The organism is Leucobacter sp. BZR 635 (genome assembly GCF_048061935.2).
Taxonomy (GTDB): domain Bacteria; phylum Actinomycetota; class Actinomycetes; order Actinomycetales; family Microbacteriaceae; genus Leucobacter.
Map to the genome: position 1 here is coordinate 23,258 of NZ_JBLUNZ020000035.1, position 15,813 is coordinate 39,070.

Annotated in this window: 13 protein-coding genes; 9 read left to right on the top strand and 4 right to left on the bottom strand. The window is 59.8% G+C overall.

Annotated features, from left to right (window positions below; all coding sequences use genetic code 11):
* Positions 1-5: 5 nt before the first annotated feature.
* Together ACI1US_RS06765 and ACI1US_RS06770 are read right to left on the bottom strand one after the other, a co-directional pair.
* Positions 6-1,574, bottom strand: a complete 1,569-nt coding sequence (locus ACI1US_RS06765; RefSeq protein WP_461639234.1) for an AMP-binding protein — start codon at positions 1,572-1,574, stop codon at positions 6-8.
* Between the two features lie 8 nt (positions 1,575-1,582).
* Positions 1,583-2,746 (bottom strand): acetyl-CoA acetyltransferase, encoded by a 1,164-nt coding sequence (locus ACI1US_RS06770; RefSeq protein WP_461639236.1) that lies wholly within the window; start codon positions 2,744-2,746, stop codon positions 1,583-1,585.
* 320 nt (positions 2,747-3,066) lie between these two features.
* On the opposite strand from ACI1US_RS06770, the gene ACI1US_RS06775 reads away from it, so the two are divergent.
* The 6 genes from ACI1US_RS06775 to ACI1US_RS06800 all read left to right on the top strand — a co-directional run bounded on the left by ACI1US_RS06775 (position 3,067) and on the right by ACI1US_RS06800 (position 8,821).
* A complete protein-coding gene (locus ACI1US_RS06775; RefSeq protein ID WP_461639238.1) occupies positions 3,067-4,086 on the top strand; it encodes a DctP family TRAP transporter solute-binding subunit in 1,020 nt (339 codons plus the stop codon).
* Positions 4,087-4,152: 66 nt separating this feature from the next.
* Positions 4,153-4,749 (top strand): TRAP transporter small permease, encoded by a 597-nt coding sequence (locus tag ACI1US_RS06780; RefSeq protein ID WP_461639240.1) that lies wholly within the window; start codon positions 4,153-4,155, stop codon positions 4,747-4,749.
* Complete coding sequence (locus tag ACI1US_RS06785; protein ID WP_461639242.1) at positions 4,742-6,217, top strand: TRAP transporter large permease; 1,476 nt, start codon at positions 4,742-4,744, stop codon at positions 6,215-6,217. Before ACI1US_RS06780 ends, ACI1US_RS06785 begins: the two co-directional genes overlap by 8 nt.
* Complete coding sequence (locus ACI1US_RS06790; RefSeq protein ID WP_461639244.1) at positions 6,214-6,993, top strand: SDR family NAD(P)-dependent oxidoreductase; 780 nt, start codon at positions 6,214-6,216, stop codon at positions 6,991-6,993. Before ACI1US_RS06785 ends, ACI1US_RS06790 begins: the two co-directional genes overlap by 4 nt.
* A gap of 76 nt (positions 6,994-7,069) precedes the next feature.
* Entirely contained in the window at positions 7,070-7,969 is a 900-nt protein-coding gene (locus tag ACI1US_RS06795) for a PCC domain-containing protein (protein WP_461639246.1), read from the top strand.
* A gap of 21 nt (positions 7,970-7,990) precedes the next feature.
* On the top strand, positions 7,991-8,821 hold the full coding sequence (locus ACI1US_RS06800) for an SDR family NAD(P)-dependent oxidoreductase (RefSeq protein ID WP_461639248.1): 831 nt from the start codon (positions 7,991-7,993) through the stop codon (positions 8,819-8,821).
* Positions 8,822-8,880: 59 nt separating this feature from the next.
* Here the strand turns inward: ACI1US_RS06800 and ACI1US_RS06805 are convergent, their stop codons facing one another.
* Positions 8,881-9,591, bottom strand: coding sequence for a GntR family transcriptional regulator (locus tag ACI1US_RS06805; RefSeq protein ID WP_461639250.1), 711 nt, complete (start codon positions 9,589-9,591; stop codon positions 8,881-8,883).
* A 124-nt stretch (positions 9,592-9,715) separates the two neighbouring features.
* Here ACI1US_RS06805 and ACI1US_RS06810 point away from each other — a divergent pair, with 124 nt between their 5' ends.
* From ACI1US_RS06810 to ACI1US_RS06820, 3 genes are all read left to right on the top strand, one after another.
* A complete protein-coding gene (locus ACI1US_RS06810) occupies positions 9,716-12,547 on the top strand; it encodes an FAD-binding and (Fe-S)-binding domain-containing protein (protein WP_461639293.1) in 2,832 nt (943 codons plus the stop codon).
* A gap of 322 nt (positions 12,548-12,869) precedes the next feature.
* A complete protein-coding gene (locus ACI1US_RS06815; RefSeq protein WP_461639252.1) occupies positions 12,870-13,700 on the top strand; it encodes an SDR family oxidoreductase in 831 nt (276 codons plus the stop codon).
* Positions 13,701-13,737: 37 nt separating this feature from the next.
* Complete coding sequence (locus ACI1US_RS06820) at positions 13,738-14,751, top strand: aldo/keto reductase family protein (RefSeq protein WP_461639254.1); 1,014 nt, start codon at positions 13,738-13,740, stop codon at positions 14,749-14,751.
* Positions 14,752-14,921: 170 nt separating this feature from the next.
* Here the strand turns inward: ACI1US_RS06820 and ACI1US_RS06825 are convergent, their stop codons facing one another.
* Complete coding sequence (locus ACI1US_RS06825; RefSeq protein ID WP_461639256.1) at positions 14,922-15,797, bottom strand: ABC transporter ATP-binding protein; 876 nt, start codon at positions 15,795-15,797, stop codon at positions 14,922-14,924.
* Between the last annotated feature and the right edge of the window lie 16 nt (positions 15,798-15,813).

A 15,813-nucleotide genomic window follows, 5' to 3' on the forward strand; every position in this document is an offset into this window, starting at 1 on the left:
GCGTCTTATTCTCCGGGCCACACGTTCGCGTCACGCAGGAGATCGCGTAGAACTGTGGTCGTGACCTTGCCGTAGTCGGTGGTCGGAAGATCAACGACAAAATGGAAGGTCTTTGGCACCTTGTAACGCGCCATGATGTCGCGACACCACACGAGGAGATCCTCTGGAGTGAGCCCGTTCTCTGCGACTACAACGGCGTATCCCACTTCACCCCAGGCTTTGTCAGGTGCCCCAACCACACCCACCGCTCGAACGAGCGGGTGCGTGAGGATTTTTTCTTCGATTTCTCGGGGATCGATATTAGATCCGCCGGATATATACATGTCGGAGGCGCGACCAGTGATGTAGAGATATCCCCGCTCATCGAGGATTCCGAAGTCGCCCGTGTGGAACCAGCCGTCCCGGAACGACTTGGCGTTCGCTTCATCGTTCGCAAAGTATCCGGAGAATACCGCCGGACCGATCACGCAGATTTCGCCGCGCTGGCCGGAACCTAGGATATCGCCGGCCTCGTTCTTGATGACTACGTCCATACCGGTCCGAGGATAGCCCGCGCTCACGATTCCCTCGTATGTCGGAATATCGAGATTTCCTTCCGGAGGCAGCACCGTGATGGCTCCTGTCACCTCTGCCTGACCGTAGTATTGCACGACGACGGGGCCGAGTACCTCGACAGCCCGGCGCTGATCCTGCTGAGTGATCGGTGCGCCTGCATGGATCACAAAGCGGAGCGAGGACAAGTCAGTAGTCTCGTTGACCCCCTCTACGAGGCGATTGAGAATTGTCGGCACGGTGAACAACGTCGAGACGCGATGGTCCGCGATCAGCGACCATGCTTCGCCCACATTGAGGCTGTCTCCTGGAAGCATGATGATCCCTGCACCGCGAGCTACGTGCATAAGCGCATGCACGCCAGCTCCGTGCGAGAGGGGGGCCAGTACGAGAGTAGAATCGCCGTTCGAAAGCCCGGGCATCAGATCTGCGATGTGATTGTTGATCACGAATGTCAGGTGATCGTGAGAGAGGACTGCTGCTTTAGGCCTCCCAGACGTGCCCGAGGTAAAGATGTACCAAGCTGGCTGGCCAACTGCCACGGGGGCATCTGCTACGGGCGAACCCGCGTTGGCTTCGATGAGCCCCTCTACCGATGGTTCTCCGGTAATAGGATCATCGTCGGAAATGGTCCATACAGTCGCAGACTCGGCAAGTGCAGGATCGATCTGGTTGGTGGTTCCATGAATGATCAAGTCTGGGCTGATCACATCGGCAAGGTCAGTGAGTTCTGATTGGGTGAGCTTGCAGTTGGTTGGTGTGATCGTGGCACCGATGCGCCATGTTGCGTACATGACCGTGAGGTAGTCCCGGGAGTTATTAGCGTGAAGCATGATCGTGCTTCCCACGCCGAAACCGGATGCGCAGAACGCGGCAGCGAGAGCGTCAACCCTCTCGTCGAACTCACGCCAGGTCCAGGCAGTGGCTCCCCGCACGATGGCGCGCTCATTCGGCAGCCTCCGTGCCGTTTGACGTAGCAGTGTTGCAAGGTTTGTAGTCGCCTGAGCGGTTGTGTGCTTCATTGATTTAGTCACCAAGCTTCCATAATGCTCACGTAGTTTGCGACTGCTGTTCCGCCCATGTTGAAGATTCCCCCGAGTGTGGCGTTCGGCAGTTGCATGTCGCCAGCGTTGCCGCTCAGCTGCATTGCGGTAATTGCATGCATCGATACGCCCGTGGCACCTAGTGGGTGCCCCTTGGCTTTGAGGCCACCCGAGCGATTTACGGGGAGCTTGCCATCTGGTGCGACGATCCCTTCCTCCAGGACCCGGTGGCCCTGGCCTGGCTCGGCGAGTCCGAGCGCCTCGTACTCTATGAGTTCCGCGATCGTGAAGCAATCGTGAACCTCGAGAAAATCGAGGTCAAAGGTTGAGACGCGGGCTTGTTCGATAGCCGCTTGCCACGCCCGCCTTGCTCCGGCGAACTCCAGCGGGTCGCGTTTGGACAGTGCCATGAAGTCGTTCGCGTGGGCACGCGCGCGAAACCCGACTCGTCGCGGAGCTGAGACAGCCACGTCTGGTGCGGCGACGATCATCGCGACCGCGCCATCGGAGATCAGCGAGCAGTCCGTACGTCGCAGAGGGGCTGCCACGATAGGGTTCTTCTCCGAGACCGTGTTGCAGAACTCGAATCCGAGGTCCTTGCGTATTTGAGCGTACGGGTTTGACACGCCATTTTGATGATTCTTCGCGGCTATTCGCGCGAGTGTCTCGCTCGGGTCACCATAGCGCGCTGCGTATTCAGAGGCGATCCCAGCGAACACTCCTGCGAAGCCGCCCTGAACCATTGCCTCCTCGGGGCCATAGCACCCGGATAGCAGCAGCTCCCCAGCGTCCTTGGACGGTATCCCGGTCATCTTTTCTGCGCCAACAACGAGCGCGATCTTGCCGCGCCCGGACTCGATGAAGTCAATCGCAGCAAATAGTGCTGCTGAGCCAGTCGCACATGCGTTCTCAACTCGGGTAGCCGGTACTGCGGAAAGCTCAGGTACAGCCATTCCGACAAGGCCCGCCTCGAACCCCTGGGGGGAGAACCCATTGTTGTACACGCCGACAAAGATGCCGTCAATCTCGGCAGGCGAAACCTCGGCATGAGTGAGGGCCCCGGGCACGACGGAGCCAATGAGCGACTGGACGTCAGGATGATCGACGAGCTTTCCGAACTGCGAGTGGCTCCAGCCAATGATAGATGTCATTCCGTTTGCCATTATGCGTTCGCCTTTTCGCTCGCTGCGGGACGTCCAACATGTTTAGTGAGGATCAGCATTGATTCCCTTACAGGTGTTCACGCGCCTTTGGGTGGGATCCAGGCGACTTTCTCGACTGGTCAACCGATTGTCAACCTGATATACATAGTAGCAGGCTGATTGTATATTGGTCTAACATGTGTCCCGGCGGTGAAGCCGATGGGCAGCACATCAGTTGCATGACACAAGAGCGCGGGTTCGCAGTGAAGGCTGGCTGCGGTGGTGGAACACCTTTGAATTAGGGCAGAAATCTCAAGGAGGAGATCAAGTTGAAAAAAAAGACGGTACTCGTAGCGGCGCTCATGGCATCGGTTCTCTCGCTAACTGCGTGTTCAAGCGGAGAAGGTGCTCGTGGCGGCACGCCCGCCGAAGGTGAGACCTACAACTGGGACATGACCATTTCGTCGAGCGAAGCATCGACGTGGTGGGCGGGGGCCGAGAAGTTCGGTGAGCTTCTCTCGGAGAAGTCGGACGGCCGGATGACACTGAGCGTGTTCGCGGGTGACCAGCTGTCTGGCGGTGATCAGGTCGCGGGTCTCGAAATGCTCACCAACGGCGACAAAGCGTTTGCCTACTACTCGACGGTCATCTATTCGGGTGTCGACCCCAGGTTTGGTGCGGTGAATGCGCCGTTCCTCTACGAAAGCCACGAGCAGGCTGACGAGACTCTGGCAAATAAGGCAGCGGATGCCTATTCCAAGCTCACTGAGGACTTAGACATTCAGTTCCTTGGTTTTGGTGAGTCAGGATTCCGACAGATCACCAATAGTAAGCATGCGATCACGACGCCGGAAGACGTGCGCGGCTTGAAGCTTCGTGTCGCCGGTTCTCAGCTGTTCCTCGATATCTTCCGTGAGCTTGGCGCGGACCCAATCACAATGAATTTTGCTGAAGTGTTCACCTCCCTCCAGAACGGCACGATTGATGGCCAAGAAAATCCAATCGATGCCATCTACGCGAACGGTCTGCCAGAGGTCCAGGAGCATATGAGCGTCTGGAACTACGTCTATGATCCCCTGATCCTCGGCATGAACCTTGACCTGTTCAATGGCCTGAGCGCGGATGACCAGAAGATCGTCGTTGAAGCCGCAGCTGAGGCCAATGAATTCCAGATCGAACTCACTCGCGAGACCGAAGCCGCGCAGTTGCTTGAGATGAAAGAGTCGATGACTGTTTCCGAGCTTTCGGCAGAACAGATCGCTGCGTTCCGTGAGGCGCTGCGGCCCGTTTACGATCTCTATGCCGACAAATGGACAGCAGAGGTTGCTGAAGCGGTTCAGCCCAACTAGCTTCCCCTACAGGAAGGAGGCAGAAGTTTATAGTTGCCTCCTTCCGTTTTACACTTAGGAGTTCATATGCTCGACGCTATTCTCCGCAGGGTGGAGAACACGATCATCGCTGCCACCTTTCTGTTCATTACGCTTTTGGCATTCGCCAACGTGGTAGCGAGATACGTGTTCCACTCATCCTTCTCATTTACAGGTGAGTTGCTCGTCAACCTAGCTGCGCTTCTCACCATGGTGGGAGCTGCTGCCGCGACTCGCCTCGGCACCCATCCCAGCTTCAGCCTGCTGCGGGACTCGACTCGCGGATGGCTACACAAAGTCGTGATCGCTCTCGTATGCCTGATCATGTTGACGTTCTTCCTCATCTTCATGTGGATGGGCTGGGATATGGCCATGCGACAGTTTGCTTCCGGCCGTCTTACACCCGCGCTGCAGATTCCCCAGGGACTTCTTTCGCTTGCGCTACCGTTCGGTGCCTTGCTCGGCATAATCAGAACTATCCAGGTTGCAGTGATCGAGCTGCGAGGAGGAGACGCTTTCGTGGGAGAGGAATCAGAGGCGCTTGCGGCTGCAGCGGCGCAGACTGACGGCGACTCTGAAACCCGGCCCGGGGCCGCCGCAGTCAATTCATCACCAGTTTCGAGAGGAAACCTCGACAATGATTGAACTCATCCTTTTTGGAACTTTCCTAGTCTGCCTCTTCCTTGGCGTGCCCATCTCAATGTCAATGGGCGTCTCGGCGTTTGCGGCTATTGTCTACACAGGAGGGATGAAGGCGCTCGCTCCAACAGCAGGGATTCTATACGCCGGGATGACCTCGGAGACGTTGCTCGCAATTCCGTTCTTTATTCTTGCTGGGACCATCATGGAGCTAACAGGGATATCTCGGAGGCTCGTCGAATTCGCAGATGCGTGTTTCGGGCATATGAAGAACGGAATCGCCCTGACCGCGGTTCTCACAGCATTGCTCTTCTCTTCGATCTCCGGTTCGGGCCCAGCGACCGTGGCTGCCATTGGTGGAATACTCATTCCCGCACTGGCAAAGCACGGCTACACCAAACGTCACTCTGCGGCTCTTGTAGCTACCTCAGGCGAACTGGGCATTATCTTGCCGCCGAGTATCGCGTACATTGTTTTTGCCGTTGTCGCCGCTGACTATGCGGGGTCCGAGCGCGTTTCGATTGGGCGGCTCTTCATGGCCGGCGTCGTTCCCGGCCTGATACTTGTTGTGGTTCTTTACCTCATCGCTCGATTCCTTCCGCGTGAGCTAGAAGTTGCCAAAACGAACGCCTCGGCTCATCTCAGCCAGGTCATGGGGACTAACACTCGCGCTGCTCAGCCCACTGTCACGGCCACCGGTGCGATCGCGCGAACAGCAGATAACACGGGGCTCATCACGATCGATGAGGTTACCCCCGAGAACGCTGAAATGGGTGGCGGGCTCAGCATGCGAACGGAACGCGCCCCAGCGAGTGTCGTTTTGAAGGCCTTTCTCAAGGCGCTTCCAGGCTTGCTTGTCCCCGTGATTATCCTCGGCGGCATCTACGGCGGCATCTTCACCCCAACTGAGTCAGCCGCGGTCGCCGCGGTCTACGCCCTCGTCGTTGGTGTGTTCGTAACTCGTGAGCTGAAGCTCATCGACATGTTTAAGATCTTTACGTCGGCAGGCATTATGTCGGGCCGTATCATGCTGATCATTGCCTCCGCCACGGTTTTCGCCTACGTAATTACGCGCAACCAGATTGCGCGCCATGTGGCGGACTGGATGTTGAGCCTCACCGACAGCATGGTGCTGTTAGTACTCCTCATCAACCTGGTGCTGCTCATCGCCGGTATGTTTCTTGATGCGATCTCTGCGTTCTATCTGTTCATTCCCCTGTTTCTCCCGGTACTGCTTGAACTCGGCATGGATCTCACCACCATTGGTGTGATGATGACTTTGAACTTGGCGATTGGTCTCATCACTCCTCCGGTGGGCATTGACCTCTTCGTCGCGGCCAGCATCGCCAAGATCCCCTTCGGTGAGGCAGTGAGAGGTATCGGCCCGTTCGTCGTGGCGGGGATCGGGGTACTCATGCTTGTCACGTTCGTGCCTGCGATCAGCAATTGGCTCCCAGATATGTTGGGACTGTGAGTAAGAAAATGCGTCAAGAGCTCGGAGGAAAAGTCAGCGTCGTCACAGGCGCGAGCGGAGGAATCGGAAGAGCGATCGCAATTGAGCTTGCCTCCCGAGGCTCGGATGTATTGGTGCTCGATGTGAATGACAGTTCGGAGACGGTGGCAGCGATTGATGGGCTAGGCCGAGGCTCAGTGCGATCCCGCAGCGAAATCCTCGATATCCGGGATCGCACAGCGGTGCAAGTTAGTTTAGATCGGCTCGTCGCGGATTGGGGTTCACTAGACATCCTGGTCAACAACGCAGGAACCGGGGCCCGGGTGAGTCTTGAACACACAACCGATGAGATCTGGGACCAAGACATCGATACAAACCTCAAAGGTGTTTTCCTCATGACGCAGTCTGCGGTGTACCCGCATATGGTTGCCGCGGGTAGCGGCGCGATCGTCAATATCAGTTCAGTGTCGGGGATCATCGGCGGTGCTCCTTCAGGCGACAGTAGGATCGCTCGAAGCGGTCCAGCCTATGCTGCGTCAAAGGGCGGCATTATTGCATTCACTCGCTGGGTTGCGAAGGAGGTCGGACCTCTGGGCATCACGTGCAATAGCGTTGCGCCTGGTCCGGTCGCGACGCGGCTCACTGCGAGTGTGGCTTACCCAATCGATGCTCAGCCTATTCAACGTATCGGCCTCCCGGAGGATGTCGCGGAGGCTGTTGCCTTTCTCGTTTCGCCTGGAGCGAGCTATATCACTGGCGAGACGCTGAAAGTCTGTGGAGGGTCAGCGATCAGCTGAATCCGCACACCGGATGCCTCGTCGCTGATGATGACACCTATGACATTCAGCGCGCCCCATGCAATCAAAGGAGACTATGTTGCAGCCTGTCGTTCATCCCGGTCCTGTCGCTCCGGAGCGGATAGTAGCGGTGCCCGTGTGGACACGAAGCACTATTTGTGAATTGTTGGGAGGCCTGCCCCTGACAGATCAGCTCCACCGAGCCCTGTCAGAACTCGGAGCCGATAGCGGCTTCGCCGAAATCCATGGTGGAGAGTACGCCCCGCTGAGTTACTGCATTCCAGACGTGGCGACTGCCGAGCACGCCATGAGCTTCTCTGAGACCCGGCAACGTGACCGGGTGCATTTGCTCTACGGCTCTGTGACACTCGGAGTGCGTGACGGTGCTGCTTTCATGCACTCCCACTCAATGTGGCAAACACCGACCGGAGCGGTGGAAGGGGGCCATTTGTGGCCTGAGACAAAGGTTGGGGATCCTGCCCCTGTCGCCGTGGTTACCGCCATTTATGGTGCGCAGTGGCGCAACGCGCCTGACATTGAAACTGGATTACCGGTCTTCACCCCGGTCGAACAAAGGACAACTATGGAAGATCAGCAGGGCTCACACCCGGACACAGTGGTAGCGCGTGTGCTGCCGAACGTTGACATCACTGAAGCGGTACTGCGGGTTTGCCGCGAGGCCGGATTCGCAAGCGCCAGTATTCGGGCTGGCGTCGGCAGCCTGGTTGGGGCCACACTGCTCGACCGCGTTCGCGGAGGGCATCTCACAATTGATGGTCCTGCGACCGAAGTGATCGCGTTGTTTGGTGACGTGCGCACTAAGGACGGAGAACTCACGGTGCGACTCACGTCCACGCTGGTTGATCGTCACGGGGTTATCCACTCGGGCGAACTCGTTCCAGGCGAAAATCTTGTGGGTGCAACATTTGACCTCACCGTGCAGAACATCGGTGCATCTACCATCGTCGCTGACTGACGAGACACAAAGGACGTGCTCATGACTAGACTACGCGAAAAAACGTGCCTCATCTTCGGCGGAGGATCTGAGGGCGGCGAGGTCAACAACGGCCTCGCTGCCGCCGTCACCTATGCGCGGGAAGCGGCGAACGTCGTGATCGTAGATGTGAGCGAGGCTGCCGTGCAGGGGGCGTTGCAACGAGTGCGTGACGAGTGCGCAGGGCTCGGGCTTGAATGCTCATTGCTTGGGATCGTGGGAGACGTCACCAGCGAGACTTCTGTGAGTAACGCGGTCGACCAGACGATTGCGAGGTTTGGTCGAATCGATGTTCTGCATAACAATGTCGGTGTCGTCAGGGCCGGGGGGCCGATAGAGCAGTCTCTTGGCGAGTGGAACGCTGCGCTGAATGTAAATCTCACGAGCATGTTTCTGACGTGCAAGTACGTGCTGCCCCACATGATCGAACAGGGAGTTGGGAGTATCATCAACATCGGTTCGGTTGGAGGCCTTCGATACGTCGGGTATAACTACCCGAGCTACGCGGCTTCGAAGGGCGCAGTGATCCAGTTCACGCAAAGCCTCGCGTTGCAATATGCGGCGAAGGGTATTCGAGCGAACACGATTGCCCCTGGCTATATTGAGACGCCGCTCATCCACCGTCAAATAGGTAGTGCTAACGAGACGCCCGCTGAGCTTATCGCCGCCAGAGATGCGCTGTCACCAACTGGAAAAATGGGTACACCGTTTGATGTTGCGAATGCCGCACTGTTTCTGGCGTCCGATGAGGCTAGCTACATCAATGGGGTTTGTCTTCCCGTAGACGGCGGGCTATCCCAGAGCACAGCTCTGGCGCAGGATTCAGGGTACTAGTAGTTCAACACACCGGCCGTTTGTCCTCGAGTGTGGCAGCGGGCCGTTGCGTTACCGGCTCAGTACTCGGGAATCGCTGAGTCGACTGCTGAAGAGGGAGCAGCAGCCTCCGGGCCCGGAGTTCCGCCAAGCCTACCGACAAGGCGTTCGCGGGCCCTGCCGAGGTGCTCCGCAAGTAGAGTCGCGGCTGCGTCTGCTTCACCCGCTTCAACGAACCGGAGTATCTGCTCATGCTCGGCGACAATCAAGTCGACGGACAGGAGCGATGCGTCCTGGACCTGTGACATGCAGAGCACGACCTCGGATGCCAGCATGCTGTACATTCTGCTCGTTCGCTCGCTTCCAAGTGCGTCGACAAGGCTCACGTGAAAACGCATATCTGGGTCCACAATATCGCGAGGTGATGCTGATTTAAGCGAAGCTATCTCGGAGTTTGCCTCGCGTGCGGCCGAAGGTACAGTCCGGTGCTTCGCCAGCTGGCGAAGGGCCTCGGCTTCGATCAGTGCACGACTACGGTAAATGTCGCGAGCATCCTCCGGCGTGAGTCGGACCACGCGCGCGGTTTTGTGTGCGTTGCGGTAAAGGAGGCGTTCGCGAACGAGGTTTTCGATCGCCGCCTTCGCTGTGGGGCGCGCTACCTCGTACATCGACGCGACTTCGACCTCAGCGAGGGCCCTGCCCGGCTCGAGGTCGCCGGCCAGTACCCTGCTCCGTAGGTCGGCGGCGACCGCATCAATGATTGACACGACCCCTACTGCTGCTGCTGTCATTCGCCCGCCTTCCACGCCAGGTGTACTCCTCCCGCTATTTTAGGCAACTTATCGCACTAATTCTATGTCGAAGGCCACGGAATGTAAACTTGACTATTTTGCTCACTTGTCAGACAATTGCGGAATGAGTGTGATTTCCTCGTCTGTGGTGCCCGAGATACTAGCTGGTTTGGCGGACCCCGCCCGATACACAAACCGCGCAATTGATCGCGTCGCCTATGCCTCTGATGCGTCGCATTACCTCCTGACGCCAGAGGCCGTGGTCACTGCCTCAAACACCGAGGAGGTCGCGGCCATCATGCGGGGGGCAACCGCAAGCGGTTCGCAGGTTACATTTCGTTCGGGCGGGACGAGCCTTTCTGGTCAATCAAGTACCGAGGGGATACTCGTCGATACCCGCAAAGGGTTTCGTCGCGTTGAAGTCCTTGACTCAGGGAAGCGCGTGCGCTCTCAGCCGGGGGCTACGCTCCGGCAGGTGAACGCGCGACTTCTTCGACACGGATATCGCCTCGGTCCCGACCCGGCGAGCGAAGCAGCCTGCACCATCGGCGGAATCGTTGCGAACAACTCCAGTGGAATGGCTTGTGGCATCACCGAAAACACCTATCGAACGCTCGAATCGATGGTCTTCGTGCTCCCGACGGGCACAGTGATTGACACGAAAGATCCCGGCGCAAACCAGCGTTTGCGCGACGCAGAACCCGAGCTCTTCGAAGGCATCGTTCGGTTGCGGCGTCGCGTCCTAAATGACCAGCGGTCCGTGGCGATTATCCGCAGGCAGTTCGCGATGAAGAACTCAATTGGTTACGGGATTAACGCGTTTCTCGATTTTGAGACTCCGGTCGAGATCCTCGAGCGTCTCATTATCGGCAGTGAAGGCACGCTGGCCTTTATCGGGGAAGCCACGTACCGAACGGTTCCTATTAAGCCCGTAGCGGCGACCACGCTCGCACTGTTTTCTTCGCTCGACGATGCAATGCGGGCGCTGCCCGAACTGGTGGATACTGGCGCGGCCACGCTTGAACTCATGGATTCCACGAGCATACGAGTGGGCCAACGCCTCGCCGACGCACCCCCGCAAGTGCGCGGGTTCGAGGTCTCCAACGAGGCGGCCCTGCTTATCGAATACCAGGCCATGCAGCAGGGCGAGCTCGACGAGCTAGTGACTGGCGCTACCGGCACGCTCGAGACGCTGCCCTTACGCTTCCCAGCCGCGTTGTCGCAGAATGCTGCAGACCGCGCGCTCGCGTGGAAGCTCCGAAAAGGGCTCTATGCGACTGTTGCAGGTGCGAGGCCAAAAGGAACGACGGCTCTCCTGGAAGACATTGCCGTCCCGGTCTCGTCACTTGCAGCTACCTGTGAGACCTTGCAGGAGCTGTTCACACAATTTGGTTACGTCGATAGCGTGATCTTTGGGCACGCGAAGGACGGCAATATTCACTTCATGCTCACAGACAGGTTCGAAGGGGAAGCTGCTCTGGGGAGGCTCTCCGGATTCACCGATGAATTGGTTGCGGCAGTACTCGGCGCGGAAGGTAATCTCAAAGCCGAGCATGGCACTGGGCGCGCTATGGCTCCTTTCGTACGCCAGCAATACGGCGACGAGCTCTACGAGGTGATGCGTGAGATCAAGCGTTTGTGCGATCCTGCAGGGATACTGAACCCTGGGGTGATCATCAGCGATGAACCAGACATACATCTGCGTGATATTAAGCTCGCCGAGCCGGTCGAAGAAGAGGTTGACCGTTGCGTGGAGTGCGGGTACTGCGAGCCGGTGTGCCCCTCGAAAGACCTCACGCTCACGCCCAGGCAGCGAATCGTCGTGAAACGAGGAATTGCGCGTGCTGAGTCGCTGGGGGACACAGCTTTGGCCACAGAATTAGAGCGTGATTATTCATATGACGGCGTGGATACCTGTGCCGTTGACGGAATGTGCGCGACTGTCTGCCCGGTGTTGATTAACACGGGTGACCTTGTGCGGCGGCTGCGAATGGAAACGCAAGACCATGTTTCTTCGACTGGTTGGAAGGTCGCCGCCAAGAACTGGGGACCCGTTACTCGTGTGGGGGCAGCTGCGCTTACGGTCGCTGACCGGCTACCGGTAGCTCCGGTAAAGGCTATGACGAGTGTGGGGCGCAAGCTCCTGGGCGCAGACACTGTGCCGGAGTACTCCGCGGACCTGCCACGCGGCGGGAAGAGTCGCGCGAGGTACGCAGGGGAGCAGGGGGGCGGCACAGGCCAACCCGTTGCCGTGTACCTCCCAGCGTGCGTTAACTCGATGTTTGGAGGTGGAGGGGAAGGGCTGGGCGTCACCGAGGCGTTCGTCCGCCTCGCCGAGCGGGCCGGTGTGCGTGTCATAGTTCCAGAGGGAATCGAGTCGATATGCTGCGGCACGCCGTGGAGCTCGAAGGGCCTCGCCGCCGGGCATGAGGTAATGGCGGAGCGGGTTGTCACGTTGCTACAGCACGAGACACGGGAAGGAGAGCTCACGATAGTGAGCGATGCCTCAAGCTGTACCGAAGGATTCGCGCATGTTTTCGAAGCAGCGGGTGTTACGCAACACGTCGAGGACGCGGTCGCTTTCGTTGAACGGGTGGTTCTGCCACGGCTTGGAGAAGTCCTGCCAGTTGCCGAGAGCCTCGTTCTGCATCCGACCTGCTCGTCGAAGCAGATGGGCCTCAATTCGGCTTTGGAGTCGCTAGGAGCAGCTGTCGCGAAGACGGTCACCGTGCCTGATGCCTGGGGGTGCTGCGCCTTTGCGGGTGACCGTGGGATGCTCCACCCTGAGCTCACAGCGTCCGCCACAGCGGCCGAAGCTGAGGAAGTGCGTGGGCTCGGCGCTGAGGCTCACGCATCATGCAACCGCACCTGTGAAATCGGCATGACACGGGCAACTGGCCAAGAGTATCTGCATGTCATTGAGCTGCTCGAGCAGGCGACGCGATTGCAGACGTAGATTTGCGCTACCGAACTAAGCGCCGTTAGAGCCTGCAGAGAGCTTTTGGAGTGGAACAGTCGAGGTCTGTGGCTGAATCTGGGCTGAACGAAACATGGATTGTCGTGTTCGGTCATCGCAACTGAGCCGCGCGGACGTGCGAAGAGTATCGCACTTCAACCGGCTACTGCGAGTGAGCCTGCGATGGCGCAGGGATTGGGGAGTTCGTGCAAGGAAATAGAAAACGTTGCAGCTCCCCATTCCCGTCTGCTTAGCTTGGCGTCAACGATCCACAACGGGTCAACGATCCACAACGGGTAGAGCGCAGCACAAAGGAGTAGCGATGAACCTCGCAGGAAAAACGATCCTCATGTCGGGCGGCAGCCGCGGCATCGGCCTCGCGATTGCGCTGCGGGCGGCAGCCGACGGCGCCAATATCGCGATGCTCGCCAAGACGGATACGCCGCATCCGAAGCTTGAGGGCACGATCCACACCGCTGCGGAGGAGATTCGCGCAGCTGGCGGGCAGGCGCTCGCCATCGTTGGCGACGTGCGCAGCGACGACGACATCGCCCGTGCAGTCGAAGAGACCGTCGCGGCATTTGGCGGCATCGACATCGTGGTGAACAACGCGAGCGTGATCGACCTGTCGCCCTCGAGCGCGCTCGACCCGAAGAAGTACGACCTCATGCAGGACGTGAACGTGCGCGGGACCTTCATGCTTTCCCGCGCGGCGATCCCGGCACTGAAAAATGCGGAGAACCCGCACATCCTCTCGCTTTCGCCGCCCCTGAACATCACACCGAAGTGGCTCGGCGCGCACACCGGCTACACGCTCGCGAAATACGGCATGACGATGGCGACGCTCGGGCTCGCGGCTGAGTTCGAGGGGGCGGGGATCGCGGCGAACACGCTCTGGCCCGCAACGACGATCGCAACCGCCGCGGTGCAGAACCTCCTCGGCGGCGACCAGGTCATGGCTGCCAGCCGGACGCCCGCAATCTACGCAGACGCAGCCTACGCGGTCCTCACGCAGCCGTCGGCCGCGTACACCGGCCAGACTCTCATCGTCGAAGACGTGCTCTCTGCCGCGGGCGTCACCGATTTCTCGGGCTACGCTGCGGTGCCGGGTACCCCCGACGAGCGGCTCTTCCCAGACATCTTCTTGAACTAAGAGCCCGCACCGAGCAAAACCGGGTTAGCGTGGGGCCATGGTCAACTATCGCTATCTCGGAAACAGTGGTCTGAAGGTCTCGGAAATCACCTACGGCAACTGGGTGACGCACGCCTCGCAGGTGGGCGACGAGGCCGCGGTGCAGACGGTGCATGCCGCGCTTGATGCTGGCATCACCTCGTTCGACACCGCGGACTCGTACGCAAACCAGGCGGCCGAGGTCGTGCTCGGCAATGCTCTGTCCGGGCAGCGCCGCGAGGGGCTCGAGATCTTCACGAAGTGCTACTTCCCGGTGGGCGCGAAGGCCCCGAACGATACGGGTCTGAGCCGGAAACACATGTTCGAGTCGATCCACGGCTCGCTCCGCAGGCTCGGAACCGACTACGTCGACCTGTATCAGGCGCACCGCTTCGACTATGAGACCCCGCTCGAAGAGACGTTTCAGGCGTTCGCCGACATCGTGCGGCAGGGTAAAGCACTGTATATCGGTGTCTCCGAGTGGACCGCCGAGCAGCTGCGAGAGGGGCACGCGCTCGCGCAGCAGCTCGGCGTACAGCTCATCTCGAACCAGCCACAGTATTCGATGCTCTGGCGCGTGATCGAGGAGAAGGTCGTGCCCGCCTCTGAAGAGCTCGGGATCTCACAAATCGTCTGGTCCCCGATGGCGCAGGGCGTGCTCACCGGCAAGTACCTGCCGGGGCAGCCCAGGCCCGAGGGATCCCGCGCCACCGACCCGCACAGCGGCTCGCGCTTCATCGAATCATTCATGCGCGACGACCTGCTCGAGGCAGTGCAGCGGCTGAAGCCCGTCGCGCGTGAAGCAGGCATCACGATGCCGCAGCTCGCGATTGCGTGGGTGCTGCAGAACCCGAACGTCTCCGCAGCGCTTGTCGGGGCGTCGCGTCCAGAGCAGCTCGCTGACACCGTGAAGGCCTCGGGCATCACCCTCGACGGCGATACTCTCCAGGCGATCGACACGGCACTTGGTGACGTCGTAAATCGTGATGCGGAAGACACTTACAACATTGCCCCGCGTACTCGCTTGAGCTAGTTGGGCCTCCCAGGGTTGCTGCCGCGCGGTGCCGGAGCCGCGCGCTGCCTGAGCCGCGCCGCGCAGGCGAGCCTTGCACCGCCACCCAGCCCCGCTGCTCTCGGGCCATCTACACCGCTCCGTCTTTTCCTTCCCGACCCCTTCCAAAGCCGAATAAGACTCGCAGAGGATTACTCGGGGCGGGGGAGCGTGCGGGGGAGCGGCGCGCGGAACGGCGAAGTGTCGGTCGCCGTGCCGAGGGGCACCACCAGCGGACTGCCCGTGACCGGGTCGGCGATCACCACGCACTCGAGCTCGAAGACCTCGCGCACAAGCTCCGGCGTGATGATCTCGGCAGGCGGCCCCTCGGCGACAACGCGGCCGTCCTTCATCGCGATGATGTGCGTCGCGTAGCGGGCCGCATGGTTGAGGTCGTGCAGCACCGCGACGAGCGTGCGGCCGCTCGCGTGCAGCGCGCGAAACAGCTCGAGCAGCCCGATCTGGTGGGCAATGTCGAGGAACGTCGTCGGCTCGTCGAGGAGGATCAGCGGCGTCTCCTGCGCGAGCGCCATCGCCACCCACACCCGTTGCCGTTGCCCGCCGGAGAGCTCGTCAACGAGTCTCGTCGAGAGCTCCGTCGTGTTCGTCGCGTCGAGCGCCTCCGCGACGGCACGGGCGTCGTCGTGCGACCACTGCCGAACGATGCCCTGGTGAGGGTAGCGGCCACGCGAGACGAGGTCGGCGACGACGATACCGTCGGGCGCAAGCGACGTTTGCGGGAGCAGCCCGACCTCACGCGCAAACGCCTTGGCCTTGCGCTCGTGAATCGACTTCCCGTCGAGCACGACCGCGCCCGCGGCGGGTTTCAGGAGCCGGGCGAGCGAGCGCAGCAGCGTCGATTTGCCGCACGCGTTCGGCCCGACGATGACGGTGAACGAGTCATCGGGAATCTGCACGGTGAGCTTGTCGGAGATCACCCGTTCGTCGTACCCGAGGGTGACACCGTCCGCGTGCAAGCGTGTGGCCCCGCGGGGCGCGGCGTGGGTGGTTGAGAGCTGGGCAGCCATGCGGAGTCTTTCTTCT